This window comes from Bradyrhizobium sp. (genome assembly GCF_035570375.1).
Taxonomy (GTDB): domain Bacteria; phylum Pseudomonadota; class Alphaproteobacteria; order Rhizobiales; family Xanthobacteraceae; genus Bradyrhizobium.
Genome location: NZ_DATMLW010000274.1, coordinates 1 through 25,959 on the forward strand (window position 1 = coordinate 1; position 25,959 = coordinate 25,959).

Below are 25,959 nucleotides of genomic sequence, written 5' to 3' on the forward strand. Positions count from 1 at the left end.
GCGGGGTTGGGTTCGCAGCCGCCATAAGGCACGCTGTGAAAGCCGGGTCCGCAATAATCCGCAACCGGCGTGACGTCGGGAACCGCCGCCCGGATCGGCATCGGCGCCGGCGAAAATGCCTGCGCGCCAAAGGAAATCACCGAGGCCGCCACGCAGCCGGCCAGTATCGCAGTCATCTTTGACATTGATCGAATTCCCCCTGAATCAATCCCGTTGCGCCGCCTGAAATGATGCGCGCGCCCCCGATTTGGTCCGAGAAGTATAAATGCCCGGTGTTTTCCCCACAATCGACTTTTCGGCCGCAATCCCGTTGGCCGACAAGGCCAAAAACTGACCGGCACAGCGCTCATGATCGCGCGCGGGGAGCAACACGTCAGCAATAAGTCAATACCGTCACGGGGCCGTGGCTTCAAGGCAGAATGATTTTCGGTTGAATCAGTCAACTCGCGAACTCCGCTTGCTTCCCTTGCGGGGCGCGGACGAGGGTCCGCGACGAATCAGGGGCACATTTCTGTCGCGGTGGCGGTTCAGTGAAGGCATTTTGCTCATCGAGACACGATCCCACGTTCTCGCGACGAACTTCGCCCGAGCTTTGCGATTGTCCTCGTCCCTCAAAGAGCAGAGGGCGCAGGGAAAGCCGGATGCCGATTGCGCACCCGCAGCCTCGTGCGCAAAAACAAAAAAGCACACGAGCAAAGTCACCACAGGTTCGAGCCGGCAAATCCGGCTTCCCCCGCGCGAATGGTTTTAACGGTTTCCTTCGTGCTCTCTCCGGTGATCGGGCTTTCTTGTCACCGTCGTCGACGCGATGCGTAAGCATTCTCGCCAACTTGATGCCAGCGTCGAGGCATCAAGACCACACGACTTCGCCGTCCGCGATCCGCACCTTCGTCAGTTGCGCAGCCCGCGTCCACCGCATCCCGCGCTCTACGTTCGTGACGATCGCGAAACGCCCCTCTGTGAGGCGGGACGTTGCAAACCGTGAGGTGTTTCGGGGTCAAGCAGCAAGCACTTGCGGCTGCGACCAATTGGCACGACGGGCAAATCACCGACAGGGCGCGAAATGGTGTCAAGAGGGTCGTCATTCCGGGGCGCGAGTGAAACGAGCGAATTTTGATGTGCAATTGCACATCAGGGAATCCGTACTCGCGATGGCAGTGATGGATCTTCGGGGTTCTATAGTGAGCATCGCCCCGGAATGCCTCCACTTCTGTCGTGGGACCGATTGGCGGCGCGCGCCTTGTGTACGGGCTACAATGGCGTCTGGCGCATGAGGACAACCAGATGTTGCATTTTTGCCGCAAGTTTCATCAATCCGGGCGCCGAAGGCGCCGGGCCTTGACCCGCAACCATCAACTTCGTGAAGAGGCCTTTTGTCAGAGCGATGGATACGCGGGGTCAAGCCCGCATATGACGGGTAAGTCGGGTGGGACCCCGCGCATCACAGGTCAAGCGTAAAGCTGGGGCAGACGCCGTTGGTCCATTTCCGCCGCCTGCGCACTCTTGCGCGACTGGTAAGCCTTCAAAACCCCTCGCGACGTCTCGGTCTTGAGCCTTCCGAACTCCCGCTTCAGATCCTCGAGGTCGCCCGAACCGATGCGATGGTTCTCTGCGCCGAGGAACAAGAGCGCCATTGCAGTTCCCCAGTCGAAGTCGAGGGCTTTCGCCAGGATCAGGATCATCTCGGTGTTGTTGTGAACCAGCGTTCGTTCCACCACATCGACGGGCAACGCGCAGAGCAGTGACAGCCCGACCGTGACTTCCTCGATCCTGTGCGCGAGCGCATATTCCAGAATGGTCTTCTCGTTCAATCGACCGCGCTGATGCAAGCCGGTGACCTGGCGCTTGGCGTCGAAATAGGTCTTGGTTGCAGGACCGAACTTGGAGTGCAGTTTGCCGGTGACATCGGTGACGAGCGCGTGAATCTCGTCGGCCATGTCCGGGCGCTCCCGCCCCAGCTTGCGCTTGACGTCGTCGGATGCCTTGGCGATCAGCTGCTGGAACATGTGCCGCGGAATTTCCTTCCGCAGCCCGATATGCTCGGCGAGAATGGAATCGGTCTCCGACCGCTTGATCATTTGCAGGAAGCCGAAATCCGAGAAAGATGCGCCGTTGTTCGACGCGACCGATTGTACGACTTCGCGGTTGCCCCGCGTCACGAGCTCGTCCGTCACTTCGACAGGAATGGAGTTTCGCTTCGAGATCGCCAGAAGGTGCGGTTGGCTTTTGGTCCTGATGTTGTCGACCAGCGCCTTGGAATCGAGCCGCCGCGAGTGCTGCAACACCGGGCCCGCCACGTCGATCGAATCATCGAACGCAAGGTTCATGACCACCCTGGAAGGCGCATTGTTGGAGTGAGCCAGCCGCCTGGAGAGCTTGGCGCGGGCGGCGTGCTCGATTTCCTCCGCAAGGCGTCCGATCACCTCCCCGAATATCCAGATCTGATCTTCGGTGTAACGGCCTTCTATCAACAGGTCGGTGGCGTGCCAGAGCGCTCGGGCGCGGCTCTCCGGCGAACCCCGGAGAATGGCTTCGTTCAACTCCTGCAATAAACTTCTGGCTTCCGTCATCGAGGATCCCCACGACACCGCCACTGAAAATGTCTGCTTCAAGCATTAAGGAAGAAATTTTAAAGACAGGGTTGTGAGATCGCTCGAATTTTACCCCTGCCCCTTACGATTCATTAAGCCCGCGGTCTCCACAGCCATTGCATGACGGTCTTACCTCATACACGCAAAGGTCGCATCGCAGCCAGGCTTGTAGAAAGCGGGGGGCGGACATCAAGGAGCGGCTCGCGCCGCCACTTGCTCGGCGCCTCGCCGCGATTTTCACACCCGCGAAACCAAGGCGCCCCCCAGATTGCCCAGCGCAGGACCTGAAACAGCGGTACTATCGGCCGCCGGATTGTCGGCATGTAACCGGGAGGCATTCATGAAAGTTCGTTTTGTCATGACATTGCTCGCAGGCGTTGCAATCGGTGCTCTCGCGCTTCAGGGCCTCCATGCCCAGGGAGCCAAACTAAAGGCCTACTCCGTAAGCGAGTTCGAAACCCTCGATGCTTCGGCGCAAGCCACTTACCTGCCTCTTGCCCGCAAGGCGCTGGAGGCGGCCCATGGCCGGGCCTTGCGCACGGCAACCGGGCGGGTTGTGCAAATAGAGGGCGCGCCCGCTCCCAAGAGTGTGGGCATTGTCGAATGGGACAGCGCCGATGACGCGGTGGCGTTCTACAAATCGAAAGCCTGGACCGACCTCGCACCCCAGCGCGCCAAGGCAACCAAGGTCGTTCGCAGATACGTCGTGGAAACCGAAAAGTAAGCTGTTGCCGGCCGCGCGCGCGGCTGCGCGACCCCATAACAGCAGCGAGGCCGTCTCTTCGGGCGGCCTCGTCACGCAATGGGTGAATTCCGGTTAAAATCGCTCTCCTCAAGCGAGGCGACCTCGCTCATCCGGAATGAAGCGAGGTCCGTCATTCTCTTCAAGTGGGCGTTCCCGATTTAACGTCTTGCGCGAACATCAAGCTTAACCGGCGATTCGAATTGTGTGTTCGCACGGACCGGATATGTCTGCGCGTGCCGAGAAATTTTTTGTCGGTCTCAGCCGGTTGGCTGGCGGTCCGGGGTTTGTGCTCGGCCTGACGGATATTCATGGTTTTGAAAAATTGCAATGCAAACACGCGAAAGCCTGATTGGGGATTGGTGGGGCGCAAGGCCAAAGCCGGCCTGGGCGAATGTCTGGCACCTGTGGACGGTGTTGGTTCCGCGCCGAACGATCACGGGAAAGCTCGTGTGCGGCAAGGTCTGGCGCCGTCACGATGGACGACGTTGGATCTACAAACGGTTCGTCCACTTCGACGACCCCGATCTCTAGATCATGATGCGATCAAGTAGAATGCATCATGATCTCATCTCTTTGTTTGAGCATGATCTCCGCGCAAACGCGTTCCGCGTTTGTTAGCTAAGGGAAAACCGGTTTCCACTTTTCCGGATCATGCTCTCCAGCGACCAGTAGAACTCGCGATCATTCGAAGCTCGTGACCGCATGAGGCGAGATGGCGCGACGGCCCAAGCCGGCATGGGCGCGGGCTTGAGCTTGCCGTCGGCGGTGTCGTGCCTGTTGGGTCATCGCTTTCTTGTCGCGAGCAAGCCTGCCATCTCGCAGGCGGTCCGCAACGTCCGCTGCTCACAAGGCCCACCGCAACAATTTGACAGCCAACTCGGCAATCGCGTAGGTGGAAACCATCCGATCTGCATTGCAGGGTGGGAACCTGACGGACACTGTCGGGCGGAATACGGGGGTCAAGACCATGGAAAAAGCTTCAGCGCTGTCGAGCGTCGAAGACACCTCGCGCATCACCGACAACGCGATCGCGGTTGCCGCCATCGCCATCCTGATTCTCTCCTATTGCGTGAATGCGATGGACCGCACGCTGTTCCCGCTGATACTCGCGGATGTGCGGAAGGAATTCGGCTTCACGCTGCCCCAGGCCGGGCTGATGTCGACCGTTTTCACCATCGGGATGACGCTTGCCGGAATTCCGACCGGCTACCTGATGTCGAGATTTACCCGAAAGACGGTGATCCAGGTCGGCATTTTCATCTATTCGGCGACGACGATCATCACCGTGGTCGCCACCGCATTCACCGACATGCTGTTCTATCGCGCGATCACGGGTGTCGGCGAGGCGATGCAGCTCACCGCGCTGCTTGCAGTATTCTCCAGCTACTTCTCGCGCTACCGCGCTGCAGGCGTCGGCATCCTCAATTACGCCTATGCCGGAGGCGCCTTTATCGGACCCTGGCTCGGAGGCAGGCTTCTGGTCGACTACGGCACCTGGCGCGCCCCCATGATCATCTATGGCCTCCTCGGGTTTCTGATGATGGTGCTGATCGCGGCCGTGGTGCGTCCAGGCCTGAGCGAGACCAATACCGTCAGGCAGCCGGACCAGCGGATTTCCGCCGGCGGCGTTGCGACACTGAAAAATCTCAACACCATCGTGCTGGCCATCCTGAGCATCATCTTCGGGCTCGCGCTCTACGGCTATCTCGGCATGTATCCGACCTTCCTGCGCGAGCAGCTTCACTATGCGCCGGCGGAAGCGGGGCGCGTGATGAGCATCTACGGGCTTGGCGTCCTGGTGTCGGTCATTTCGGGATGGCTCGGCGACCGCTTCTCGCCGCGCCTCGTTCTCGGCACCAGTTTTTTGCTCGCGAGCGCGATCGCGGCGATGCTGTTCAACGGTCCGGCCGGCTTTGCGACCCAGGCCGGCTTTTCTCTCGCGCTTGGCGCCATTTTCAGCGGCACCATCTTCGTCAATCTTGCCGCCTGTCACGTGAAATCGGTCTCCGCCGACCTTTCGGGCCGCGCCTCCGGGCTGTTCGTCACGAGCGTTTATGGCTCGGCGACGATCGCGGGCTATCTCATCGGCGCAATCGTCGGTGTTTCGGACTGGACGGTTGCAGGCAATATCCAGCTCGTTCTGCTTTGCCTCATCGGAGCCGCGATTTCGCTGCTGCTGAAGCCGGAGCGGATGGCCAAGCGATCCGACTAAAGCATGGTGAAATCATTCGAACCATAACAACGATGAAGGTCTGTTCCCTCTCCGCCCAACTCGGGTTTACCCGAGTTGGGCTTCGTAAAGCTGCGCAAGTCGGGCAAGCCCGGCTTGCGGTGGGAGAGGGTTAGGGTGGGGAAGAGGGTCAGGGTGAGAGGTTACGGTCTGTCTGTCGTGGCTACCCCCTCACCCGGCTGCCGCGCAGCCGACCTCTCCCCACCGGGGAGAGGTGAACGAAGTATGTTGACGAAGCGTCTTAGCCAAAATCGCTCGGCTTAACACCCACGCCACCTCAATAGAAGCAAGCGATGCCGCATCAAGATTTGCCTGTCGTCACCGTCAACGTGTTCCCCGGCGGCTTCAACTGGGGGCTATATGTCGGTCGGGACAAGGGCTTCTTCGCCGAACACGGCATCACCATCGAGATGCAAGGCACGCCCAATTCCGTCACCCAAATGACGGATCTTTCGCAAGGCAAATTCGATATCGCGATGACTGCCGTCGACAATATCGTCGCCTATGTCGAGGGACAGGGCGAGGCGGCGATCGGGCCGCAATCCGATTTCATGGCGGTGATGGGAAGCGACAGCGGTTTCCTCAGCCTTGTCACCTCGCCTTCGATCACAGCCATCGAGGGACTTGCCGGCAAAACTCTCTCCGTCGACGCGATGACCACCGGTTACGCCTTTGTGCTTTACGAGATCATGCGTCGGAACGGACTCGACAAGGCGAAAGGCGATTACGGTATCGTCCGCGCCGGCGGCATGGTCCAGCGCTGGAACGCCCTTGCCGGGGGCCAGCACGCGGCCACGCTGTTATCCGCTCCCTATAACATCATCGCGAAAAATGCCGGCTTCACCGAATTGGCGAAAGCCACCGACGTGATCGGGCCCTATCAGGGCAATGTCGCGGCGGTGCGCCGCAGTTGGGCGCGGCAAAACCGTCCGAAAGTTCTCGGCTTCATCAAAGCCTACCGCCGCTCGATCGCCTGGCTGTACGAGCCCGTGAACCGGGCGGAGGCGATCGAAATCCTGCGCCGGGCACTTCCGCAGATGACGGGCGAAATCGCGCAGGCAAGCTACGCGGAGCTGCTTGATCCGGCGAGAGGCTTTTTCCGCCATTGCGATATCGACCGCGCAGGACTTGCCTGCGTCCTTCAATTGCGCAGCCGATATGGTCTTCCATCCAGAAGTTTGAACGATCCGGAGAGATACTGCGATCTGAGCTACGCCGCGGACGCAGGTTGAGATGCGTCATTGATCTTCGAGCAGGGCGCCCGCCGCGGCTGGCGATTATATCGCCGCGATCGTCTGCACCTCGACCAGAAAAGACTCTTTCACCAGCCGGTCGACCATCAGCAGCGTGTTCGGTGGGTACTTGCCGTTCGGGAACATTTTTGGAAATTCACGCAGGCGGAAGGCCATGAATTTCGCAATGTCCTGGGAATGGACGAGATAGGTCGTGAACTGAACGACGTTCGCAAAGGAGGCGCCCGCCGATTTCAGCGCCGCCTCGATGTTGCGAAATACCTGTGCCGTCTGGGCGTCGAAATCGCCCTCGCCGATGATATTGCCTTTGGCATCGCCCGACAGCATGCCGGCGACGAACAGAAACTCGTTCGCCTTCACCCGCGTGACATGGCTGTACTGCCCCATCGGCGCGCCGAGCTGCTCCGGATTGTAAATGTTGATTTCTGCCGGCATGGCTTTCCTCTCCGTGGCTTGCCACGTTCTTTCGAACAGGTTTGTATGGATCAACGAACATATTACGGCGATGGCAAGGTGAGAATAGGCTTCCGGTCATGCATTTCCTGCCGGTCGTGACGCTTCTGGTGCTGTTGACGCTCGCCAATGGCACGCCGATCGTCGCGAAGAAAATACTTGGCCCGCGATTTTCATACCCGCTCGATGGCGGCACAAAGCTGCCCGATGGATGGCCACTCTTCGGCCCCTCCAAGACCATTCGCGGCATTCTGGTTTCGATTGTCGTGACGACGGCGGCGGCGCCGCTGCTGGGTCTTGACCCGAGCGTCGGCGCGACGGTGGCCGCGGCGGCGATGGCAGGCGACCTGATTTCCAGTTTCGCAAAACGCCGGCTGAATTTTCCTCCGAGCAGCCAGGCTCTCGGTCTCGACCAGATTCCCGAATCGCTATTGCCGATGCTCGCCTGCGCCAACGCCCTTTCATTGACGGCCACCGACATCGTGCTTGGGGTCGCGATCTTCTTTGTCGGCGAGCTGGTCCTGTCGCGCTTTCTCTATTGGCTACGTCTGCGCGACCGGCCGTATTAATTCGCAACACTGGCGGGGCTCACGATTTGACGGCGAAAAGCCGCCACCTTCCCGAAACGCCCTTGAGGACATGAGAGCCTCGATCCGAGCATTCGACTTTCGAGCCGGCGATCAGATCCTTGACGGTGCTGGAAAGAAGAATCTCCCCCGGATTGGCCCGCGCGGCCACGCGGGCACCAATGTGAACAGCGATTCCGGCCACGTCGTTGCCTTCGACTACGCATTCGCCCGTGTGGATACCGCAGCGGATCACCAATCCCAGCGTGCCAACCACGTCCCTGATCGCGCAGGCACACTTGATCGCGCGTGCCGGGCCCTCAAAGATCGCAAAGACTCCGTCGCCCGCGGTGTTCACTACCCGGCCGCCGAGACGCGCGACTTCCTTGCCGACCTGCCGCTGATAATCGTCGACCAGGTCGCGCCAGCGCGAGTCTCCGATTGCCGTTGCACGCTGGGTCGATTGGACGATGTCGACGAACAAGACGGTTGCGAGAACACGGTCTGCCTCGATGATGGGACGTTCCCCCGTCACGAATTCCTGGACCTCCGCCAGCAGCGCATCGGCATTGCCGATCCAGGCAAGATGGTCATCGCCAGGAAGCTCAACGAACTTCGCGGTCGGGATCCGCTCGGCCATGTAGCGACCAGCCTGGCAGGGTATCAGTCGATCGCCCTGCCGGTGCAGAACCAAAGTGGGCACCCTGATGGTCGGGAGGATGGCGCGGGTGTCGACCTCGACATTCATCCGGTAAAGCGTCACGCCGGCGGCAGGGCTCGCCGACACGCGAAGCGAATGCGCAAACCATTGACGCGCCCCCTCGTCGTTGGCGAGACTCGGCGCCAGCGTGCTGAGGCCGATCGGCGTCCCCCAATGTTTTTCGAAGGCCTCGAACGCCGCTTCGTGCTCCTCCTGTGTGGGAGCCCACGGATAATCGTCGGCACGAATCCACTTGGCGTATCCCCCGTACATGACCAGCGCGGCGGTTCGAGCGGGATAGGTGGCTGCAAATAACGTGGAAAGAGGCCCGCCTTCAGAAAGGCCGAACATGGCTGCGCGATTTGAACCCACCGCGTCCATAACCGCACGGATATCGTCCATCCGCTGTTCGAGGGTGGGCAACGCGCTCTCGGCAACGCGATCCGACAGCCCGGTACCGCGCTTGTCGAAGACGATCAGGCGGCTGAAAGAGGCAAGACGGTGGAGAAACCGGGCGAGCGCGGGATTTTCCCACTGATACTCGAGATGAGAAATCCAGCCATGAATGAGCACCAGGTCAACGGGCCCTTCACCAACGACCTGGTAGGCGATGTGAACATCGCCGCTTTTGGCGTAGCGAGTCGTAGGGACCATCGGCCGGCACCTGCAAATGGGGCGTCATTCTCGCCCATAGTGAGCACATTGCGCAAGGCCATGGCGGGACGACAATGCGTCAACACGCCTTTCCTGATGCATAAACCAGATCTCGGACCCCATGTGGTTGAGAGGTCGCATCATCTCCACGCAAACGCGTTTCGCGTTTTGTCGCGAGGAGCCCGATTGAAATGCCAGGGCGCGCGTCAAGCCTGTTACTCTGACCGAGCTTCGGTTATGCTCGGGATCAAGCCAACCGGGAGGCAGGAAAACCATGGCAGGAGGATTTCTCTCGCGACGGGCTGCGCTGGCAGCAGCGGTCGGATGTTCATTTCTTTTGGCTCTCGGACCTGCAACACCCGCCGCGCGTGCCGTCGAGCTCAAGGTCATGAGCACGGTCGCGCTCACTCCTACGCTTGAGGAGCTCACACCGAAGTATGAGAGCAGCAGCGGCAACAAGCTGACGATCGTCTACAGCACGATCGCGGAGTTGAGGAAGCGGATCGAGGCGGGCGAAACCGCTGACGTCATGATCCTGTCGCGCCCTGCGCTCGAGGATCTCCAGACCAAGGGCCAGGTTGCCCAGGGCAGCATCGCCAACGTGGCGAGCTCTTATGTCGCCATCGGGATACGTGCCGGCGCGCCCAAGCCAGATATCAGCACGGCCGAAAAGCTGAAAGCCGCGCTTCTCGCCACCAAATCGATCTCCTATGCCGATCCGGCGAAGGGCGGCGCCAGTGGCGTCTATTTCGCCAAAGTCATCGATCGTCTCGGCATCGCGGATCAGATGAAGTCCAAGACCGTTTTGGTACCCGGCGCCCAGGCTGGCGAGCTCGTCGCCAAGGGCGAGGTCGAAATGGGCGTGGCACAGGCATCGGAAATTGCTGCGGTCCCGGGGGCTCAGGTGGTCGGTCCCCTGCCCGGCGATTTGAACAGTACAATCGTCTTTGCGGTCGGCATCGGGGCCGCGAGCAAGGACCCGGCGGCAGCCAAATCGCTGATCGAGCTCCTGACCGGCCCGACCGGCACTGCCGTGCTCAAATCCAAGGGCATGGATCCTGCCTAGGCGGCTCAGCCGCGCCGAAGGCAATGCAGGGTGATTTCGGGCGGACAGTTCAGACGCACGGGAACGACGCTCGATCCTGCGCCTCGCGAGGTGTAGCCAATCATGCCGCCATACTCCCAGACGCCCGCGCCCATGCGTCGCGGCAGGACGGCTTCAAGCTTGATCGGGATCGAACCGGGAAGACAGAGCTGGCCGCCATGCGTATGGCCGCACAGCATCAGATTGAAATTGGCATGCGCGGCCTGGCGATAGATTTCCGGCGTATGCGATAACAGGATCGAGAACTCGTCTGACGGAATTTGCGAGGTGGCCTTTTCGATGTTGTCGACCCGGTAGAAATGCGCGTCGTCGATTCCGGCAAGATGGATGCGCTCGCCGCCGCTCGCCAGCGCTTCGCATTCGTTGATGAGCATGCGTATGCCCATGGCCTCCAGCGCCGGTACCATCTGGACCGTATCGTGGTTGCCGAGCACCCCGAAGATCGGCGGCCTCAGATAGGCTCTTACCTGTTCCACGCCCTGCAACGCCGCATTGAACGGGCCATAGGTCTTGGCCCGATAGTCGCCGGTGAGCACGCAGAGATCGTAACTCATGCCGTGGACGATCTTGATCAGGTGCGCCATCGCGGCTTCGCTCATCTCCACATGCATGTCGCTGATGTGGAGGATGGTGTAGCCGTCGAACGATTTTGGCAGCGTGGAAAATTTAAGTTCCTGTTGCCTGACGGTAACTCGCTGCGCATTGCGGCGCGCGCGCCAATAAAGCCCTGACAGTTTGAGCGCGCCTTCGATGATCGAGGGCGCCAGCCAAGCGTTCTCGAGATTGAAGAAGATCAGTCCCTGGCCAAAAACCTGCGCTTCGTGGTCCCGTTCGATCCCCAAGCGTTGCCTGGCATGAAGTGGTCCGAGACGCTTCTCCAGTTCAAGCAGGATGTCCTTGTCCACCGATGGATACCCCTGAAAAGGCGAGAGTATCACTATCACACCAGGGCAACCCTGAAAATTCCTGAAGGACCTCGCTGCAAACCGTGCGCGGACGCCGAGTCTGCAGGGCCACCCCGCGCGCTATTGCTGTTCGGAACCGGCGTTCAACTCGGCAACGGCCTGCGCGATGGCCTTGGTATCGGCATAAGTCACCATGTGGCCGGCGCCCTGCACCAGATGCAGGAGAGAATGAGGCAACGCCCGTTCCAGACGCCGCGCCTGTTCCGCTTCGATCACCTTGTCCTGCGTACCATGGAAGATGTGGACCGGACAGCGGAGGTTCGAATAGCGGCTTTGGAAGCCTGTGGCCGCTGGAAAAAGGAGGGCGCTTTCCTCTGCGGTTGCGCGCAATTGTTCGGGCCGAACCGCCAGCGAAACCGGAAAATTCTCCGTAAATTCCTCAGGCACCGCTCGTGGCGCAAACAGCTTGCGTAGCATTCCGGGAATGATCGGCCATGATATGATCGGCGCGATCGTGTAACGAAAAATATCGCCCAGGATCGGGATCGCCGGGCTCGAGGCGATCCAGACATCCCATCGCGGGGTCGCAAAGTAGTAACCCGACGCAAGCACAAGACCGGCAATTCTGCGATCGTTGCGTAGGGCGAGCGCAAGCGCGACCAGCGTGCCCCACGAATGACCCAGCGGCACGGGATTGTGTACCCCGAGTTGATCGAGCGCATTCGCAAACAGCGCACCTTGCGCCGTTGCCGTCCAGATCCGCAGACGCGGCCGCTCGCTATAGCCGAAACCCGGCCGGTCGAAGCACAAGACCCGGTTGCGCCTCGCCAGAACATCGACCAGCCCGCTGATCGTGAAATCCTGGATCATCCCGCCGTTGCCATGGAACAGCACCACGCATGGCGCGCCGGGATCGCCACGATCGATGAAGGCGCCGGGATCGCCACGATCGATGAAATGGAGTCGGACACCGTCGCATTCGAGGAACTTGCCGATCGGCGGGTTCCTCATCTCCGCCAATCGCGCGAGTCCAAGATTGGCGGCAAACAAGACAATCAGAAAGATGACGATGATCGCGAACAGGGTTTCCATCGTCGTGGCCTCTCGTCACAGGTTCAAAATCATACACTCGCGCCACGGTTCCCGTGACAGCAAACCTGATCAGCTCCATACCGGAACGGTTTTGCGGGGGACGCGTTTGACCTGATGGATTGCACCTGCGCTCAGCTAGATCGTCCGCACTGGAATCCGAACTCTCATCACCACAACCGGTACAAGCGGAGGCCACAAAATGGCAAACCCACGCCACGAAGATAAGTCCAACGAAGCCGCCCCAGACGCAGTTCGGCAAACGAGCGAAAAGACGGCCGATCAGACCAGGCGCATCGGGGATACGGCGGTTGAGGCCGGTCAGGAGGTGGCGCGGGCCGGCGCCGATCTGTTTCAGCAAAATGCCGAGACCTTGCAATCCACCTTGCGCTTCGGTCTGGACATGGCGACAGCGATGATGGGCCGCTCCACGGACCACGTCAGCCGCGCGTTCGGCCTTTCGGGAAATGAAGTGCAGCAATCAACCGAACGGGCTGCCCGCAATGCGGCAACCATCCTCCAGTCCTCGACCGCGTTGGCCAAGGGGATGAAGGGAATGTCGCAGGAATATTTCGCCTTCGTCCGGCATCAGATCGAAAACAGCATGGAACGCATGAACGAGTTGTGGCAATGCCGGACACCGCAGGATGTTGCGGCCCTGCAGAGCGATTTCATGCGGGAATCGGTCGAAAGCGCGATGGAGAGCGGCCAGCGAATCGCCGACATGTCGCTCAAGGTGACCAACGACACCGCAAGGAACATGACACAGAAAATGCATCGGCGAGCAGCCTAGTCCCGGCTTTCCGGTGAGAGGGCGGCTGGGATCATCGGCCGCCCTCTTCTGCATGAAAAGGCTGCTGCGCCCGAATAAGAAGTGGCCGAAGAAAGAGGATGTATCAGATCCTGCGGATACAGGGAGAGAAAAAAACCACCACTGCAATGACCGGACACGCACCCGGACGAATTCCCGTGTCCTATTGACGCATGGGACCGAAGTGGCATAGCCGCGCGAACGATCTGCTGGCATCTGTCGGCAATGCCCCGGCTGTCGATTCCCGTCGTTGAAGTCACCGCTCCGGACGGAACCAAATCGTTCTGGGCCGCCTATTCGGTTTCGCACAGGGAGGCCGTTGCGGCGGTCAAGCATCTGTTTCCCTCCACCCATCGCGCCGAACTGTCCGGCCGGCGCCTTCCGCCCGGTCTGAAATTCGATGGCGCTCGTCCGGGCGATCTCATCAAGCTCGGCTTCAACGGCAAGTCGCAGCGGCGCGCCGTGAGTTGGTTGTCGGGACGCTCGCCCCGCCAATTCGCGCCTGCGCCAGACCTGAAGGAAATCGCTGCGCAACTGGTCGCGGCGGTCCGTGGCCTGCCCCCTGGAAAGCAACGTCGAGAGGCCCTGAGGGAGATCGGCCGATTGCAGATCGAGATGCACGCGCTGCTCGAACCGATCGCTGCAGGCGGATCAAACAAATCCTCGCCCACGAAATAGCCGCCTGGTTCCCCGTGGGAACCAACTGAATTGACTTACGTTGTCGATCGATGAACCAGTCGGTCGGCAGGCGCATTTCACCTTCGGTCAAACCGCCCGTCACCAAGATCGAAAACGAGGCAGGTGGCGAGGCGGAGCCGCCGCCGCAGCTGCCCGAGCCGGAGCCGGGTCTTTCGCCGGACGAAGCCGAGGCGGCACGCAGGGAATATCTGCTGACGCGTTTCTGGCTCAGCGCGAAAGGATTTTGGGGCAAGAACGGCTACCACCTGGCATGGCCGCTCTCGGTCGGCCTCGCCGCGCTGATCGTCGCGACCGTCGGCTTCCAGTACGGGATCAATGTCTGGAATCGCGCGATCTTCGATGCCATCGAAAAGCACGATGCGAGAGCCGTCTTCCATCTCTCCGGGATCTTTTTCCCGCTTGCGATCGGCAGCGTTGCCCTTGGGGTGGCGCAGGTGTTCGTGCGGATGACGATCCAGCGCCGCTGGCGCGGCTGGCTCACCCATGCGGTGCTGACGCGCTGGCTCGCCAACGGCAGATACTATCAGCTCAACCTCGTCAGCGGCGACCACACGAACCCGGAGTACCGGATCGCGGAGGATTTGCGGGTTGCGACCGATTCACCGGTGGATTTCCTGGCTGGCGTGACCTCGGCGTTGCTGTCGGCCGCGACGTTCATCGTCGTGCTCTGGACCATCGGCGGCGCGCTCACGCTCTCGCTCGCCGGCAGTTCGATCACAATACCGGGTTTCCTCGTGATCGCGGCCGTCCTCTACGCTGCGATCGCATCCGGTTCGATCATGGCGATCGGGCGAAGCTTCGTCCAGATATCCGAGGACAAGAACCAGGCCGAGGCCGAGTTTCGCTACACGCTGACCCGCGTACGCGAAAACGGTGAAAGCATTGCGCTGCTTGGCGGAGAAGAAGAGGAGCGCGACGGCATCGACAAGACGCTTGGAGGAGTACTGCGGCAGTGGGCGCGCCTCGCAGGCCAACATATGCGCACGACATTGGTGTCGCAGGGCTCGAGCCTGGTCGCCCCGGTCGTGCCGATCCTGCTCTGCGCGCCGAAATTCCTCGAAGGCCATATGACGCTTGGCGAAGTGATGCAGGCAGCATCCGCGTTTACGATCGTGCAAGGTGCCTTCGGCTGGCTGGTCGACCACTATCCGGGTCTGGCGGATTGGAACGCCTGTGCCCGGCGCATCGCTTCGCTCATGATGTCGCTGGACGCCCTGGAGCGCGCCGAACAGGGCGATGGCGTCGGCCGGATCAAGCGAGGCGAAAGCGGCGGCGATGCCATGCTCGAGCTCAACGATCTATCGGTCACGCTCGACGACGGAACGGCGGTGCTGTCGGAAACCGAAGTCGTGATCGAGCCGGGCGAACGCCTTCTGGTCGCAGGCGAATCCGGCACCGGCAAGAGCACGCTGGTGCGCGCCATCGCTGGCCTGTGGCCCTGGGGCGGCGGTAGCGTGACATTGCATACGGATCGACGTCTCTTCATGCTGCCGCAAAATTCTTACGTGCCTTCGGGCAGCCTGCGCCGCGCCGTCGCCTACCCCGGTTCGGCCGATAGCTGGACGGTCGAAGAGATCGCTCACGCCCTGGACAAGGTCGGCCTTAATCACCTGAAGGAAAAGATCGAAGAGGAAGGCCCGTGGGACCAGACGCTTTCCGGCGGCGAAAAGCAGCGCCTGGCCTTCGCGCGGCTAATTTTGCACAACCCCGACATCGTCGTGCTCGATGAAGCCACGTCCGCGCTCGATGAAAAGAGCCAGGACAAGATGATGGAGATCGCCACGCGCGAACTGCCGAATGCGACCATCGTCAGCGTCGCGCATCGCGCGGAACTGGAGGCGTTTCACAGCCGCAAGATCGTGCTGGAGCGGCGCAAGGGTGGCGCGAAGCTCGTGCGCGACGTCGACCTCATACCGCGCAAGGGCAAACGCCGGCTGCTGGGGCATTTGCTGCGCCAGCGCCGCGCGTCCTGAAGCTTTGGCAGGGCGCTAAGGAACCACCTCCCCCGCGACACCGTTATCGTCGCAGATCCAAGGGAGCGTTCGATGGGTAACAACAAGAACCCCAACCAGAAGCAGCCGGGCGAAAAGCCGCCTGGCAAGTACCATTTCAACCCGGGCAACCAATCGGGAAAAACCGTCGAAATCACCAAGCCCGAGTCCGAGCAAAAGAACAACCTCGACCGGATCAAAAGCCGCAAGAAGCAGGCGCAAAAGCGCTAGTGGCCCGATTCCGACATTCGCTTCCCATTGCAGCAGGAACTTTTGCGAATGTTAGAATCAAAGGACCACTGGCAAAAACAGGATTCTGGTGGAGTTCGCTTAACGAGCTTGCGGCCAGGTGGGTAGCGAATGTCAAATCCACTCCACTAGTGCTTCTCGCCGCTCAGCAGGGGGTGGATCTTCAGCCGCTTGCTCTCTAGAGCAGCCAAGGCAAAAAAGCGTTACTGCACCGTTCGCGCACACCGGCGGCGGGGCCTCGAGGCGACGCAAAATTTTCCCATCTTTCGGAATAAACCGACGATTTGATCGATCTCCTCGACGGGGCGCAAATACCTTCGCACCAGTCACGTCGAGGAGGCCTTGGTATCGGAAATGCGAGTGATGAACGTGACGGCCGGCCGCGATCCTTAGGCGAGATATCGCGCACACGGGGCATGCAAGGCTGTAAACTCCAAAAAATCCTGATCGGGGAAAGAACATGGCTGAACAGCAGGTGCCCGCGCGTCCGGCGTCCTACGACAAAAAGGTTGCGCTCGTGCTGCAAGGCGGCGGCGCGCTCGGCAGTTACCAGGCCGGCGTCTACGAGGCGCTCTCGACGTCGGAATATCTGCCTGACTGGGTAGCGGGGATTTCGATCGGCGCGATCAATGCCGCGATCATCGCCGGCAACGCACCGGAAAACCGGGTAGAGCGTCTGAAGGATTTCTGGGAGGGGATCACCGCGCCATCGTCGTTATGGCCGATCCTCTCGAGCGCCGTAGGCGATCATCGCCGCGCCAGTTCGCTCAATGCGCTGATGTTCGGGCAGCCCGGATTCTTCTCGCCGCATCCGCCGCTGCACTGGGTGCTCGGCGCGGCATCGACCAGCTATTACGATACGGCCGCGCTGAAGCAGACGCTGGAACAGCTGGTTGACTTCGACCGCATCAACTCAGGCGAAATCCGTTTCAGCGTCGGCGCCGTCAATGTGCGTACCGGCAATTTCGCCTATTTCGACAACGCCCATATCACCATTCGGCCGGAGCATGTCATGGCCAGCGGTGCCTTGCCGCCCGGCTTCCCCGCTGTGGAGATCGATGGCGAGTTCTACTGGGATGGCGGGCTGGTCTCCAACACCCCGTTGCAATACGTGATCGAGTACATCCCGCGCCGCAGCCGGTTGACGTTCCAGGTCGACCTGTTTCACGCCAGCGGGCAACGGCCTACCAATCTTGAGGAAGTCAACGAGCGCGAAAAAGACATCCGCTATTCCAGCAGAACCCGTGCGGCTACCGACACGCTTCGCTTGATGCATGACGTCCGCCACAACATCAATAATCTCTGGGATCAACTGCCCGAGAACCTTCGGGCCACGCCGGAGGCGAAGTTCCTGTATAATTTCGGATGCGTAACCACGATGGACATCGTGCAGCTGATTTACAGGCCCGCCGATACCCAGGGCTACTCGAAGGACTACGAATTCAGTCGCGCCACCATGCGCTCGCGTTGGGCGCAGGGATTGTCTGATGCACAAACGACGCTTCTCGCCTCGCCCTGGCTCGCGCCCATGCCGCCCGAGGTCGGCGCGCGCACCTTCGATGTGCTGAGGCACAATCCAGTCGAACACTCCCAAAGCCTGCTGCAAACGCCGCATTCCGAAAAGGGCTAGTGCGGTGAATTTGAAGTTCCTATCAGGACTGCTGCAACCTTGACATAGAAACTTCAAATTCAAAAACCGCACTAGCAACCATTAACTTCTCCTTTGATTCCGAAGTTCGCATCAGAGGTCGCCGCGAATATTTGCGAACTTCGGAATCGGCGCACTAGCCCATGAAAGGCGAAGACGTGAGGAATACGGCATTTGCCATGCCTCTGGGCAGGGCCGTCCTATCCGATCGGTCCGCCGCCCTGCAAGAGGATGAATGAAATGCCCCGGCTGCAAGACAAGATCGCGATCATCACCGGTGCGGCAAGCCAGGTGGGGCTCGCTTGCATTCTCACGCCAGCAGCGTCGTGTGTACCGTCATGGCGCCAATGGCGATTGTGATCACGCCGACACAGAACTGCACGCCGCGATTGGCCCTGGTCAGCCCGCGCGCAGATATGGCCAGCGGCACCGCGATGATTGACGACAGCGCTCCCATCCCGAGCATCGAGCCGATCCCGAACAGCAATACATAAAGCATGCCTGAGAGGGGATTGGAGACCTGCGACACCGCAAGGAGCAAAAGCGCGGCGGAGCCGGCCATGCCGTGCATCAATCCGACAAGAAGAGAGCGCCATCGGAAGCCATGCTCGTGCCGGTGTGGACTGTTTGCGTGCGGAACCGTCTCGTTGGCATGCCCATGGGCATGGAAATGCAAGACACCGTCATCGTGACGATGGGCATGGAAATGCACTCCTTCACGCCACAGGCGCCACAGCACATGCGTGCCCAAGCCAACCAGCATGAAACCGACGGCTGTCTCCAGAGGCCGCGACATCTGTTCGGGAATCGCATGACCGAGCAGGATGGCGGCGCCGGCAAACACGAACAGCGTCAGCGTGTGACCAAACCCCCAGGTCAGGCCATGTTTGACGATGTCGGAGATCTCAGTGCGCCGGGCGGCGATGCTGGATACGGCTGCGATGTGATCGGCCTCGAGCGCGTGCTGCATCCCGAGCAGAAAGCCCAGACCCAAGATTCCCAGCATCCTGTTCCCTCGCCTCGGTCTGCTGTGAAGGCGGCGTCGTGGACCTTGTTGATCTTGATCCGCAGCCAATCGCCGGGGTTGATCTTTGCGGCATAAGCCGCCGCCTTGGCAAGATCAAAATCAGGATGCGAGCGACAGAGGCTGGAGTCAGTGCTCTCTCGGAAGGCGGGCTATCCTACTTCGTGAACATCGGCCTTGAGGATGTCGGCGGCGTTGCCGCCGCGGGCGAAAGGTTGAATGTCAACCAGACGTTCCAGCCCGAGGGCCGATTTGCCGCGTCGAATTCGCCGTAGCCTTTCAGATTGAGATATCCCTGCAATTTGTCGCCGATCGGAAAGATGTAGCCAACCTGCGGCCCGACGCCGAGCACCCGTGACTGGAAGCAGCCGACGCGATCGCCGGACCCACTGTCGCAGCCGACTTCCTGGTAGACGTAACCGACGAGGCCGACCTGCCACTGCTTGGTCAGGAATTGCGATGCGCCCCAATCGAGGTGCATGTCGACGCCGTTCTGATACTGGGTCGCGGGATTGACGAAGTTGTATGTGAATCCGAGCACTGCGGAAAATTCGTGCCCGGTCTTGGGGTCGAAGTAGGTGTAGCCGCCGCCGGCGTCGACCGCCCAGTGCCCGATTCCCAAATTCGCAAGACGGGTCGACTGGTAGGCGCCGGCGGGAAGATCCGCGGTGACATAGGTCATGTAATTGTTGACACCCGAATTCCACTTCAGCGCAAACTGGGGGACCAGGTCGCCGAAAGCCGTCAGCGAGCTGTTGATATTGTTGGAGAGTAAAAGGGGAAATGAGTTACCGGCCGGTCCCGTCACAGTTCCCGCGAACGATCCCGCCAGCGATGAGGAATTATTACCGTAGGCTGCCAACAGGCTTGCAGATGCCTGACCGCCCAGCACCGGCGTTGCAAAGACATAGGTCGCCGCGACGAAGCCCAAATTGACGTTGGCATTGACATTGGCGTTCACCGTCCCGTTGAGACTGCCGGGTATTTGGCCTATCTCGATCGCCTTTGCGAGCGCCACGTTGCCGCTGGCGGAAACCGAGTCATGGTAATAGATTTCGGTTACCGACCAGCCCGGCTGCCCCGGCACAGCTGCGAGGCTGCCGAAAAATCCAGGTATCCAGAAGCTGACGCCGCCTTCGTCGGCTCGGGCGATCTCCGGTAGGGCCGCAACGGATCCAACCGCAATCGAGCCGACGACAAGAGTGGACCGAAACAGCGAACCCACCGCTGCGGCGATGGAGCTGGCGTCAGAGTCGGCGCGTACTGCAACCGGCTTGATCGTTGCCTTCACTGTACCTCCTTCGACTCCGCCATTTGCATCCGTGGGCGAGTCGCACAATGATTGTCGTCAACTAGCCTAGCAACCGGTGCCAACCACGATTATGGCAAACCTTGATCGCGCCTCAGAATCTGAATCAATGTCACCGGAAGAGCACACAGGGCGGGGTCGATGCAGCGCACGATTTGAACTTGGTGCACGCCCTCCTGGATGCGGAGCATCGCAATCTCCGTGACTGCGTCGCATCCGAACCAATCCGATTGGTAGAAGCATACCGAAAGACGAGCTTCCCCTTTCCCGACTTTCCCGACCCGGACCATGCGCGATCCGCTTCGGGACACCTTGTCCGCACCACCAGCACAGGGATCGTGGGCAGATGTGGACGCGCAACAAGGCCGCCTTGATGGGCGAAGCGGCCAGGGTGCGGGCCGACCGGCCCGTCGCAAGTCGGTCGCCCATTCGCGCGTCATGCCACACGGGGCGAGCGGCATCCTGAGATTGTCTTCGCGCGGAAGCTGGCTTAAATCGGCATCTCACCCTTGCCTGGCGACGCCAGCCGCATGTCGCACAAAGAAAACCGCATTGCCCGACTGGTGACGCAGATCCGCGAACGCGTCCACCGCTACCGCTTTCAGCTGATCCTGGCGCTGCGGGTCACGGTCGCGGCGGTGTTGGCGTTGGCGGTGGCGCAAGCCCTGCACCTGCATCTGCCGCTCTGGGCGGTTCTGACCTCGCTGATCGTGACCCAGATGAGTCTGGGCCGTTCGGTGAAGGTGGCGAGCGATTATCTGATCGGAACGTTCGGAGGCGTCGCCTATGGCGGCGCGCTTGCGATTTTGATTCCGCACGACAGCGAATGGGCCCTGCTCGCCGTGCTTGCGCTTGCGGTCGCGCCGCTCGCCTTCATCGCCTCGTTCCGCCCCAATTTCAACGTGCTGCCGGTGACCGCGATCATCGTGCTGCTGGTCCCCGGCATGCAACATGTCAGCCCCGCCGCATCTGCGCTCGACCGCGTGCTGGAGGTGACCGTCGGCGGCGCTGTCGGCTTCATCGTCTCCTTTCTGCTGTTTCCTTCCCGCGCGCATGCGATCACCATCCAGGCCGCCGCCGATATGCTGGACCTGATGGCGGATGCACTCTCGAAGTTTCTGGAGGACCACACCCGCGAGCTCGACCAGGCGGATCGTCGGCGAATTCAAGACGGGATTGCCGCTGCGTTGTTGCGGTTGAACACGATTGGAATCGAGGCCGAGCATGAGCGCCATGCGCGCCTCACCTCCGGTCCCGACACCGGACCACTTTTGCGCACGCTGTTGCGGTTGCGCCATGACATCGTGATGCTGGGCCGCGCGGTCGGATGCGAGTTGCCCGAGGAGGTCGCGGCGCGGCTGGCGGAGCCGCTCAGGAATGTCGAGACCGCGGGACGCGATTTCCTCCGCGCCAGCGGCGCCGCGTTGCGCACCCAAACGCCCCCGCCGGCTCTCGATGCCATCGAGATCGCGTTCCGGCAATACATCGATGAGTTCGGCGCGGTTCGGCGCGAGGGGCTGACGCGGGAGATGAAAATCGAAGCGGCGGAGCGGTTCTTTGCGCTCGGGTTCGCGCTCGAGCAGCTGCGGGAGCATCTTTTCGAGGTGCATCGCGTGGTCGGCGAATGGGCACGCGCGAGCGGAGCGTGATACGGCAGCCGGAGCCGCCGCGTTGACGCAAAGGTGGGAACCCTCCAGCCGCCGACAATCGCGAAACGCATTTGCGCAGTGGAACCGGAGGGCGCAAAAAAATGCGGGGCGCAAACGCAAATTCGTTTGAAACCTGCCAGCCTGTCGGAGCATTTCTGATAGAATGAATTCATTGCGACGCAGCTTCGATTCGGCCGTGGCCGGAAATGCCGTGGCATGTTGGCCGATCGCCGCGACGCGCGAGGAGGTCGAGATGAATGATCACGTGCCAGCAATGACATTATCCGAACGCGCCGATGCGCTCGAAGAGCACATGATGCACGAACTCGAGCGCATCGTTGTCAAGTCCGCGCTGTTCAACCTGGCCGACGGCAAGATGAGCGACGAAACGGCAGCCCTGCTGGCGCGCAATCCCGGCAAATACCTGGTCATGAAGGAGGACCCGCGTCTTCCCAAAATGCCTGAGAAGCCCGCGCTGATCGACTATTTCAAATGCCGCTTCGCCTCGACCTCGCATTTGCTGCAGAGCGCAGCGCTCGCCAAAAAGGCGGGTCACAGCGAAAAGGTCATCATGGCTTGTCTCCTGCACGACGTCGCGGTAGCGGGTTTCATCAGGTGCGACCACGGTTACTGGGGCGCGCAGATGATCGAGCCCTATGTGGACGAGGAAATAAGCTGGGCGGTGCGCACCCATCAGGCGCTGCGCTTCTTTCCGGACGAATCGGTCGGCTATCAATATCCGGAAGCCTACACCAAATGGTTCGGTCCCGATTACACCCCCGAACCCTATATCGTCGATGAGTACAGGCGCGCCCGTGATCACAAGCACTACATGACGGCACGCCTGATCACGCTGCACGATCTCTATTCATTCGACCCCGATGCCAGGGTCGACCTTGACGAATTCACCGACATCATCGGCCGCAATTTCAAGCAGCCGAAGGAAGGGCTCGGCCTCGACTCGAGCCCGTCGGCGCATATGTGGCGCACGATGCTGTGGCCGACACGGTTCCTGTAGTTTTTTGCAAGTACAGGTAAATCCGGCCCGCGCGGCTTCCGAAATCCGCGCGGGACGCGATCAAATCAGTGGCGATAATAAAGGCAAGTGAATCCGCTGGATGCCGCTGCATCTGTCGCCGCTGACCTAATCGTCATTAGAGCATGATCCGGAAAAGTGGAAACCGGTTTTCCGAAAAGATCATGCTCAAACAAAAGTTGAGATCATGATGCGATTCCACTTAATCGCATCATGTTTTTGCGGAATTCCCGCAAACGCGTCGACGTTTGCGAAACCAGACAGCGAGGCAGGCCATGGTCAAACCCTTTCCGTCAAAGACCCACATCGGCAACCACATGCTGCATCCTGAAACGCTGATGTTGAACTACGGCTATGATCCGCAGCTTTCGGAAGGAGCCGTCAAACCACCGGTTTTTCTGACCTCGACATTCGTGTTCAGAACCGCTGAAGACGGACAGGATTTCTTTGATTTCGTCTCGGGTCGGCGTGAGCCTCCCGAGGGGATGGGCGCGGGCCTGGTCTATTCGCGATTCAATCACCCCAACAGCGAGATCGTCGAGGACAGGCTCTCCGTCTACGAGCGCACCGAGAATTGCGCGCTGTTCTCCTCCGGCATGGCGGCGATTACGACCACGATCCTCGCCTTCGCTCGCCCTGGCGACGTCATTCTGCACTCCCAACCGCTTTATGGCGGCACCGAAACCCTGTTCGCAAAGACGCTTGCCGGCCTCTCCATCGGCGCAGTCGGCTTTGCCGACGGCCTCGACGAAGCCGCCGTCAGCCTGGCGGCGGAGGACGCCATGCGCAAAGGCCGGGTCGTGATGATTTTCATCGAAACGCCGGCAAATCCCACCAACGGGCTGGTCGATATCGCGATGATGCGCCGCATCGCCGGAATGATCGGAAAGCTGCAGGGGCACGTTCCGCTGGTGGCCTGCGACAATACGTTGCTCGGGCCGGTGTTTCAGCGGCCGATCGAACAGGGCGCGGATCTTTCACTGTACTCGCTGACCAAATATGTCGGCGGCCATTCCGACCTGATCGCGGGCGCAGCGCTCGGCGCAAAAGCCCTCATGAAAGACATCAAGGCGTTGCGCGGCGCCATTGGCACGCAACTGGACCCTCATTCCTGCTGGATGATCAGTCGTTCGCTCGAAACCTTGGGCATGCGCATGGAAAAGGCCGACGGGAATGCGCACCTCGTGGCGGATTTCTTGCGCGACCATCCCAAGGTGGAGAAGGTCCATTACCTTGCTCACCACGATGCGGATTCGATCGCCGGCCGCTTGTTCGCAAGACAATGCACGGGCGCGGGCTCCACTTTCTCGTTCGACATTGCAGGCGGCCAGTCCGCCGCATTCAGATTCCTGAACGCGCTGCAGATCTTCAAGCTTGCGGTCAGCCTGGGTGGCACGGAGTCGCTCGCCAGCCTGCCCTCAAGCATGACCCACTCCGGCGTTTCGGCTGAAATCCGCAAAAAAATAGGCGTTCTCGACTCCACGATCCGCTTGTCGGTCGGCATCGAACACCCCTCCGATCTGATCGCGGACATCGCGCAGGCCTTGAACGAGGCATAAATGCGATGCTTCGCGCGCGTCTCTAGCCGGCAGAGCGCAGCGGCCGCGCAAAACTGAGTTCATGGCCATCGAGGTCGGTGAGATGGAAGTAGCGCTCACCCCATTCGGCATCGCGCGGCACGGTCGAGGGCTGCCAGCCTGCGGCAATCGCCCGGTGATAAAGCGCATCGACATCGTCGACATAGAAGATGACACGCCCCCACCAGGACCAATGCTTGTCGTCCGGCTGGGCGATCAGGTTGAGATAGCCGGCGCCGGCGCGAAAGCTGGTAAAGGAAGCGGATTCGCCGCCATACAGGATATCGAATCCGAGCGAGCGGTAGAAGGCGACGGCGCTCGCCATGGCGTGGGTACCCAGTGTGATGGCGCTGATCCCCTCGATCATGATGCCAACCTCCCTGTCGATCGGACGTGCCGATCATAGAGCGCAGGCAAGCCGGTTGGCGACGGTCTGGTGTGGCGGTCCAGAAGTCCGCATCACTACTGCCGCGAGTCAACCATGCGGACTTCCCAACCCAAAGCCACACCAGAATCGGTGAATTGCCAGTGTCCCGAAGTTTGCAAAAGAGGTCGCCACAAAATGACGCGAACTTCGGAATCGGGACACTGGGGCGTGTACTCTTGAATGCCGGCGGTCCCGATGTCCGCTTTCGGGAATAATCGGACAATCGCAAAATCCGCGTTAATTCGGTCGAAAATGACACGAAGCGGTCAAAAAATGTGTCGAAACGCCGCGGCCGTGTCGTATTCGATATTCTGCTGCCGTGGTATCTTCGTGCCGGCGGGCATTGAGGTCAACGCAAACGGCGCCCGACGTTCCCGCAGAAGCGCCCCTGTCTCAAATGATCTCGGGGAGGTTTCGATGCATGCGAACCGCCGCGACCTGCTATTGGCTGGAGCATGCGCCGCTTCGACCGCTCTGTTTTGGAGCGCCGCGGCTCGGCTCGGGGCTGAGGAGTCCAATCCGCCGCCAGAAACCACTACGATCCGCCTTGCGAAGATTCCGAGCATCTGCATCGCCCCGCAGTATGTGGTCAGCGACCTGCTCAATGCCGAAGGGTTCACAAACGTCGTTTACGTCGAATCTGACCCAGGCGTTGAAGGAACCAGAGCAATCGCAAAAGGCGATGTCGACCTCACCTTGCAATTCTCCGGCCCTCTTCTTCTTGAGATCGATCGGGGATCGAACATTACCCTTCTGGCCGGGATTCATGTCGGCTGTTTCGAGCTGTTCGCCAAGGAGGGCATACGCAGCGTCGCCGATCTGAAGGGTCGAATGGCCGGCATACAGGGATATGGGAGCAGCACGCACATCTTCCTCAGCGCGATGGCGACGCTCGTTGGACTCAATCCCGCCAAGGATATCGAGTGGGTGACGAGCGAGAAGGTCAAACCGATCGAGCTGTTTGCCGAGGGGAAGATCGACGCTTTCCTCGGATTTCCTCCAGAACCACAGCGTTTGCGTGCGCAGAACATCGGTCACGTCATCGTCAATAGCGCCCTGGACCGTCCGTGGTCACAGTACTTTTGCTGCATGCTGGCGGGAAATCGCGAATTCGTCCGGAAAAATCCCGTGGCTACCAAACGTGTGGTTCGCGCCATGCTTCGGGCGACGGATTTGTGTGTGAGCGAACCGGCCCTTGTTGCGCAGCGTATGGTGGATAAGGGGTTCACAAAACGCCGCGACGATGCG

24 protein-coding genes are annotated in these 25,959 nt (G+C 60.5%); 15 read left to right on the forward strand and 9 right to left on the reverse strand.

Annotated elements, in window-relative coordinates; all coding sequences use genetic code 11:
• Positions 1-185 (reverse strand): GCG_CRPN prefix-to-repeats domain-containing protein (locus tag VNX23_RS30300; RefSeq protein ID WP_414643112.1); only part of this gene is annotated, 185 nt, incomplete at its 3' end.
• Between the two features lie 1,263 nt (positions 186-1,448).
• Positions 1,449-2,570 carry a DUF2336 domain-containing protein gene (locus VNX23_RS30305; RefSeq protein WP_325635448.1) on the reverse strand — a complete coding sequence of 374 codons (1,122 nt, stop codon included), beginning with the start codon at positions 2,568-2,570 and terminating at the stop codon, positions 1,449-1,451.
• Between the two features lie 361 nt (positions 2,571-2,931).
• On the opposite strand from VNX23_RS30305, the gene VNX23_RS30310 reads away from it, so the two are divergent.
• The 4 genes from VNX23_RS30310 (at position 2,932) to VNX23_RS30325 (ending at position 6,798) form a co-directional block, all read left to right on the forward strand.
• Positions 2,932-3,315, forward strand: a complete 384-nt coding sequence (locus VNX23_RS30310; RefSeq protein WP_325635450.1) for a DUF1330 domain-containing protein — start codon at positions 2,932-2,934, stop codon at positions 3,313-3,315.
• Between the two features lie 244 nt (positions 3,316-3,559).
• Complete coding sequence (locus tag VNX23_RS30315) at positions 3,560-3,685, forward strand: hypothetical protein (RefSeq protein WP_325635452.1); 126 nt, start codon at positions 3,560-3,562, stop codon at positions 3,683-3,685.
• Positions 3,686-4,303: 618 nt separating this feature from the next.
• Positions 4,304-5,548, forward strand: coding sequence for an MFS transporter (locus VNX23_RS30320; RefSeq protein ID WP_325635454.1), 1,245 nt, complete (start codon positions 4,304-4,306; stop codon positions 5,546-5,548).
• 311 nt (positions 5,549-5,859) lie between these two features.
• Positions 5,860-6,798, forward strand: coding sequence for an ABC transporter substrate-binding protein (locus tag VNX23_RS30325; protein WP_325635456.1), 939 nt, complete (start codon positions 5,860-5,862; stop codon positions 6,796-6,798).
• A 45-nt stretch (positions 6,799-6,843) separates the two neighbouring features.
• On the opposite strand, the gene VNX23_RS30330 is transcribed toward VNX23_RS30325, so the two are convergent.
• Entirely contained in the window at positions 6,844-7,254 is a 411-nt protein-coding gene (locus tag VNX23_RS30330) for a RidA family protein (protein WP_325635458.1), read from the reverse strand.
• A gap of 98 nt (positions 7,255-7,352) precedes the next feature.
• Here VNX23_RS30330 and VNX23_RS30335 point away from each other — a divergent pair, with 98 nt between their 5' ends.
• Positions 7,353-7,841 carry a CDP-archaeol synthase gene (locus tag VNX23_RS30335; RefSeq protein WP_325635460.1) on the forward strand — a complete coding sequence of 163 codons (489 nt, stop codon included), beginning with the start codon at positions 7,353-7,355 and terminating at the stop codon, positions 7,839-7,841.
• A 19-nt stretch (positions 7,842-7,860) separates the two neighbouring features.
• Here VNX23_RS30335 and VNX23_RS30340 read toward each other — a convergent pair whose 3' ends face one another.
• Positions 7,861-9,192 carry an adenylate/guanylate cyclase domain-containing protein gene (locus VNX23_RS30340; RefSeq protein WP_325635462.1) on the reverse strand — a complete coding sequence of 444 codons (1,332 nt, stop codon included), beginning with the start codon at positions 9,190-9,192 and terminating at the stop codon, positions 7,861-7,863.
• 274 nt (positions 9,193-9,466) lie between these two features.
• On the opposite strand from VNX23_RS30340, the gene modA reads away from it, so the two are divergent.
• Positions 9,467-10,258 carry a molybdate ABC transporter substrate-binding protein gene (gene modA / locus VNX23_RS30345; RefSeq protein WP_325635464.1) on the forward strand — a complete coding sequence of 264 codons (792 nt, stop codon included), beginning with the start codon at positions 9,467-9,469 and terminating at the stop codon, positions 10,256-10,258.
• Between the two features lie 5 nt (positions 10,259-10,263).
• Here the strand turns inward: modA and VNX23_RS30350 are convergent, their stop codons facing one another.
• Together VNX23_RS30350 and VNX23_RS30355 are read right to left on the reverse strand one after the other, a co-directional pair.
• On the reverse strand, positions 10,264-11,202 hold the full coding sequence (locus VNX23_RS30350; RefSeq protein ID WP_325635466.1) for a metallophosphoesterase: 939 nt from the start codon (positions 11,200-11,202) through the stop codon (positions 10,264-10,266).
• 120 nt (positions 11,203-11,322) lie between these two features.
• Positions 11,323-12,294 (reverse strand): alpha/beta hydrolase, encoded by a 972-nt coding sequence (locus tag VNX23_RS30355; RefSeq protein WP_325635468.1) that lies wholly within the window; start codon positions 12,292-12,294, stop codon positions 11,323-11,325.
• A gap of 199 nt (positions 12,295-12,493) precedes the next feature.
• Here VNX23_RS30355 and VNX23_RS30360 point away from each other — a divergent pair, with 199 nt between their 5' ends.
• The 5 genes from VNX23_RS30360 (at position 12,494) to VNX23_RS30380 (ending at position 17,671) form a co-directional block, all read left to right on the forward strand.
• Positions 12,494-13,084, forward strand: a complete 591-nt coding sequence (locus tag VNX23_RS30360) for a phasin family protein (RefSeq protein WP_325635470.1) — start codon at positions 12,494-12,496, stop codon at positions 13,082-13,084.
• A gap of 243 nt (positions 13,085-13,327) precedes the next feature.
• Positions 13,328-13,780, forward strand: coding sequence for a hypothetical protein (locus tag VNX23_RS30365; RefSeq protein ID WP_325635472.1), 453 nt, complete (start codon positions 13,328-13,330; stop codon positions 13,778-13,780).
• Between the two features lie 50 nt (positions 13,781-13,830).
• A complete protein-coding gene (locus tag VNX23_RS30370) occupies positions 13,831-15,774 on the forward strand; it encodes an ABC transporter ATP-binding protein/permease (protein WP_325635474.1) in 1,944 nt (647 codons plus the stop codon).
• A 72-nt stretch (positions 15,775-15,846) separates the two neighbouring features.
• Positions 15,847-16,023, forward strand: coding sequence for a hypothetical protein (locus tag VNX23_RS30375; protein WP_325635476.1), 177 nt, complete (start codon positions 15,847-15,849; stop codon positions 16,021-16,023).
• 478 nt (positions 16,024-16,501) lie between these two features.
• Positions 16,502-17,671, forward strand: a complete 1,170-nt coding sequence (locus VNX23_RS30380) for a DUF3734 domain-containing protein (protein ID WP_325635478.1) — start codon at positions 16,502-16,504, stop codon at positions 17,669-17,671.
• 328 nt (positions 17,672-17,999) lie between these two features.
• Here VNX23_RS30380 and VNX23_RS30385 read toward each other — a convergent pair whose 3' ends face one another.
• The gene (locus tag VNX23_RS30385) at positions 18,000-18,695 is read right to left on the reverse strand and encodes an urease accessory protein (protein ID WP_325635480.1); all 696 of its coding nucleotides are present in this window, start codon (positions 18,693-18,695) and stop codon (positions 18,000-18,002) included.
• 175 nt (positions 18,696-18,870) lie between these two features.
• Positions 18,871-19,899 (reverse strand): SphA family protein, encoded by a 1,029-nt coding sequence (locus tag VNX23_RS30390; RefSeq protein ID WP_325635492.1) that lies wholly within the window; start codon positions 19,897-19,899, stop codon positions 18,871-18,873.
• 653 nt (positions 19,900-20,552) lie between these two features.
• Here VNX23_RS30390 and VNX23_RS30395 point away from each other — a divergent pair.
• The 3 genes from VNX23_RS30395 (at position 20,553) to VNX23_RS30405 (ending at position 24,266) form a co-directional block, all read left to right on the forward strand.
• Positions 20,553-21,671, forward strand: a complete 1,119-nt coding sequence (locus VNX23_RS30395) for an FUSC family protein (RefSeq protein WP_325635482.1) — start codon at positions 20,553-20,555, stop codon at positions 21,669-21,671.
• A 253-nt stretch (positions 21,672-21,924) separates the two neighbouring features.
• The gene (locus VNX23_RS30400; RefSeq protein ID WP_325635484.1) at positions 21,925-22,689 is read left to right on the forward strand and encodes an HD domain-containing protein; all 765 of its coding nucleotides are present in this window, start codon (positions 21,925-21,927) and stop codon (positions 22,687-22,689) included.
• 293 nt (positions 22,690-22,982) lie between these two features.
• Positions 22,983-24,266 (forward strand): cystathionine gamma-synthase family protein, encoded by a 1,284-nt coding sequence (locus VNX23_RS30405; RefSeq protein ID WP_325635486.1) that lies wholly within the window; start codon positions 22,983-22,985, stop codon positions 24,264-24,266.
• Between the two features lie 22 nt (positions 24,267-24,288).
• Here VNX23_RS30405 and VNX23_RS30410 read toward each other — a convergent pair whose 3' ends face one another.
• Positions 24,289-24,651, reverse strand: a complete 363-nt coding sequence (locus VNX23_RS30410) for a VOC family protein (protein ID WP_325635488.1) — start codon at positions 24,649-24,651, stop codon at positions 24,289-24,291.
• 477 nt (positions 24,652-25,128) lie between these two features.
• Here VNX23_RS30410 and VNX23_RS30415 point away from each other — a divergent pair.
• A partial coding sequence (locus VNX23_RS30415; protein ID WP_325635490.1) for an ABC transporter substrate-binding protein occupies positions 25,129-25,959 on the forward strand: 831 nt, incomplete at its 3' end.

Bases quoted from the DNA above. Each gene is read 5' to 3' on its own strand.
- VNX23_RS30305 (WP_325635448.1), bottom strand. From the start codon at position 2,570: ATGACGGAAGCCAGAAGTTTATTGCAGGAGTTGAACGAAGCCATTCTC.
- VNX23_RS30310 (WP_325635450.1), top strand. From the start codon at position 2,932: ATGAAAGTTCGTTTTGTCATGACATTGCTCGCAGGCGTTGCAATCGGT.
- VNX23_RS30315 (WP_325635452.1), top strand. From the start codon at position 3,560: ATGTCTGCGCGTGCCGAGAAATTTTTTGTCGGTCTCAGCCGGTTGGCT.
- VNX23_RS30320 (WP_325635454.1), top strand. From the start codon at position 4,304: ATGGAAAAAGCTTCAGCGCTGTCGAGCGTCGAAGACACCTCGCGCATC.
- VNX23_RS30325 (WP_325635456.1), top strand. From the start codon at position 5,860: ATGCCGCATCAAGATTTGCCTGTCGTCACCGTCAACGTGTTCCCCGGC.
- VNX23_RS30330 (WP_325635458.1), bottom strand. From the start codon at position 7,254: ATGCCGGCAGAAATCAACATTTACAATCCGGAGCAGCTCGGCGCGCCG.
- VNX23_RS30335 (WP_325635460.1), top strand. From the start codon at position 7,353: ATGCATTTCCTGCCGGTCGTGACGCTTCTGGTGCTGTTGACGCTCGCC.
- VNX23_RS30340 (WP_325635462.1), bottom strand. From the start codon at position 9,192: ATGGTCCCTACGACTCGCTACGCCAAAAGCGGCGATGTTCACATCGCC.
- modA (WP_325635464.1), top strand. From the start codon at position 9,467: ATGGCAGGAGGATTTCTCTCGCGACGGGCTGCGCTGGCAGCAGCGGTC.
- VNX23_RS30355 (WP_325635468.1), bottom strand. From the start codon at position 12,294: ATGGAAACCCTGTTCGCGATCATCGTCATCTTTCTGATTGTCTTGTTT.
- VNX23_RS30360 (WP_325635470.1), top strand. From the start codon at position 12,494: ATGGCAAACCCACGCCACGAAGATAAGTCCAACGAAGCCGCCCCAGAC.
- VNX23_RS30365 (WP_325635472.1), top strand. From the start codon at position 13,328: ATGCCCCGGCTGTCGATTCCCGTCGTTGAAGTCACCGCTCCGGACGGA.
- VNX23_RS30370 (WP_325635474.1), top strand. From the start codon at position 13,831: ATGAACCAGTCGGTCGGCAGGCGCATTTCACCTTCGGTCAAACCGCCC.
- VNX23_RS30375 (WP_325635476.1), top strand. From the start codon at position 15,847: ATGGGTAACAACAAGAACCCCAACCAGAAGCAGCCGGGCGAAAAGCCG.
- VNX23_RS30380 (WP_325635478.1), top strand. From the start codon at position 16,502: ATGGCTGAACAGCAGGTGCCCGCGCGTCCGGCGTCCTACGACAAAAAG.
- VNX23_RS30385 (WP_325635480.1), bottom strand. From the start codon at position 18,695: ATGCTGGGAATCTTGGGTCTGGGCTTTCTGCTCGGGATGCAGCACGCG.
- VNX23_RS30395 (WP_325635482.1), top strand. From the start codon at position 20,553: ATGTCGCACAAAGAAAACCGCATTGCCCGACTGGTGACGCAGATCCGC.
- VNX23_RS30400 (WP_325635484.1), top strand. From the start codon at position 21,925: ATGAATGATCACGTGCCAGCAATGACATTATCCGAACGCGCCGATGCG.
- VNX23_RS30405 (WP_325635486.1), top strand. From the start codon at position 22,983: ATGGTCAAACCCTTTCCGTCAAAGACCCACATCGGCAACCACATGCTG.
- VNX23_RS30410 (WP_325635488.1), bottom strand. From the start codon at position 24,651: ATGATCGAGGGGATCAGCGCCATCACACTGGGTACCCACGCCATGGCG.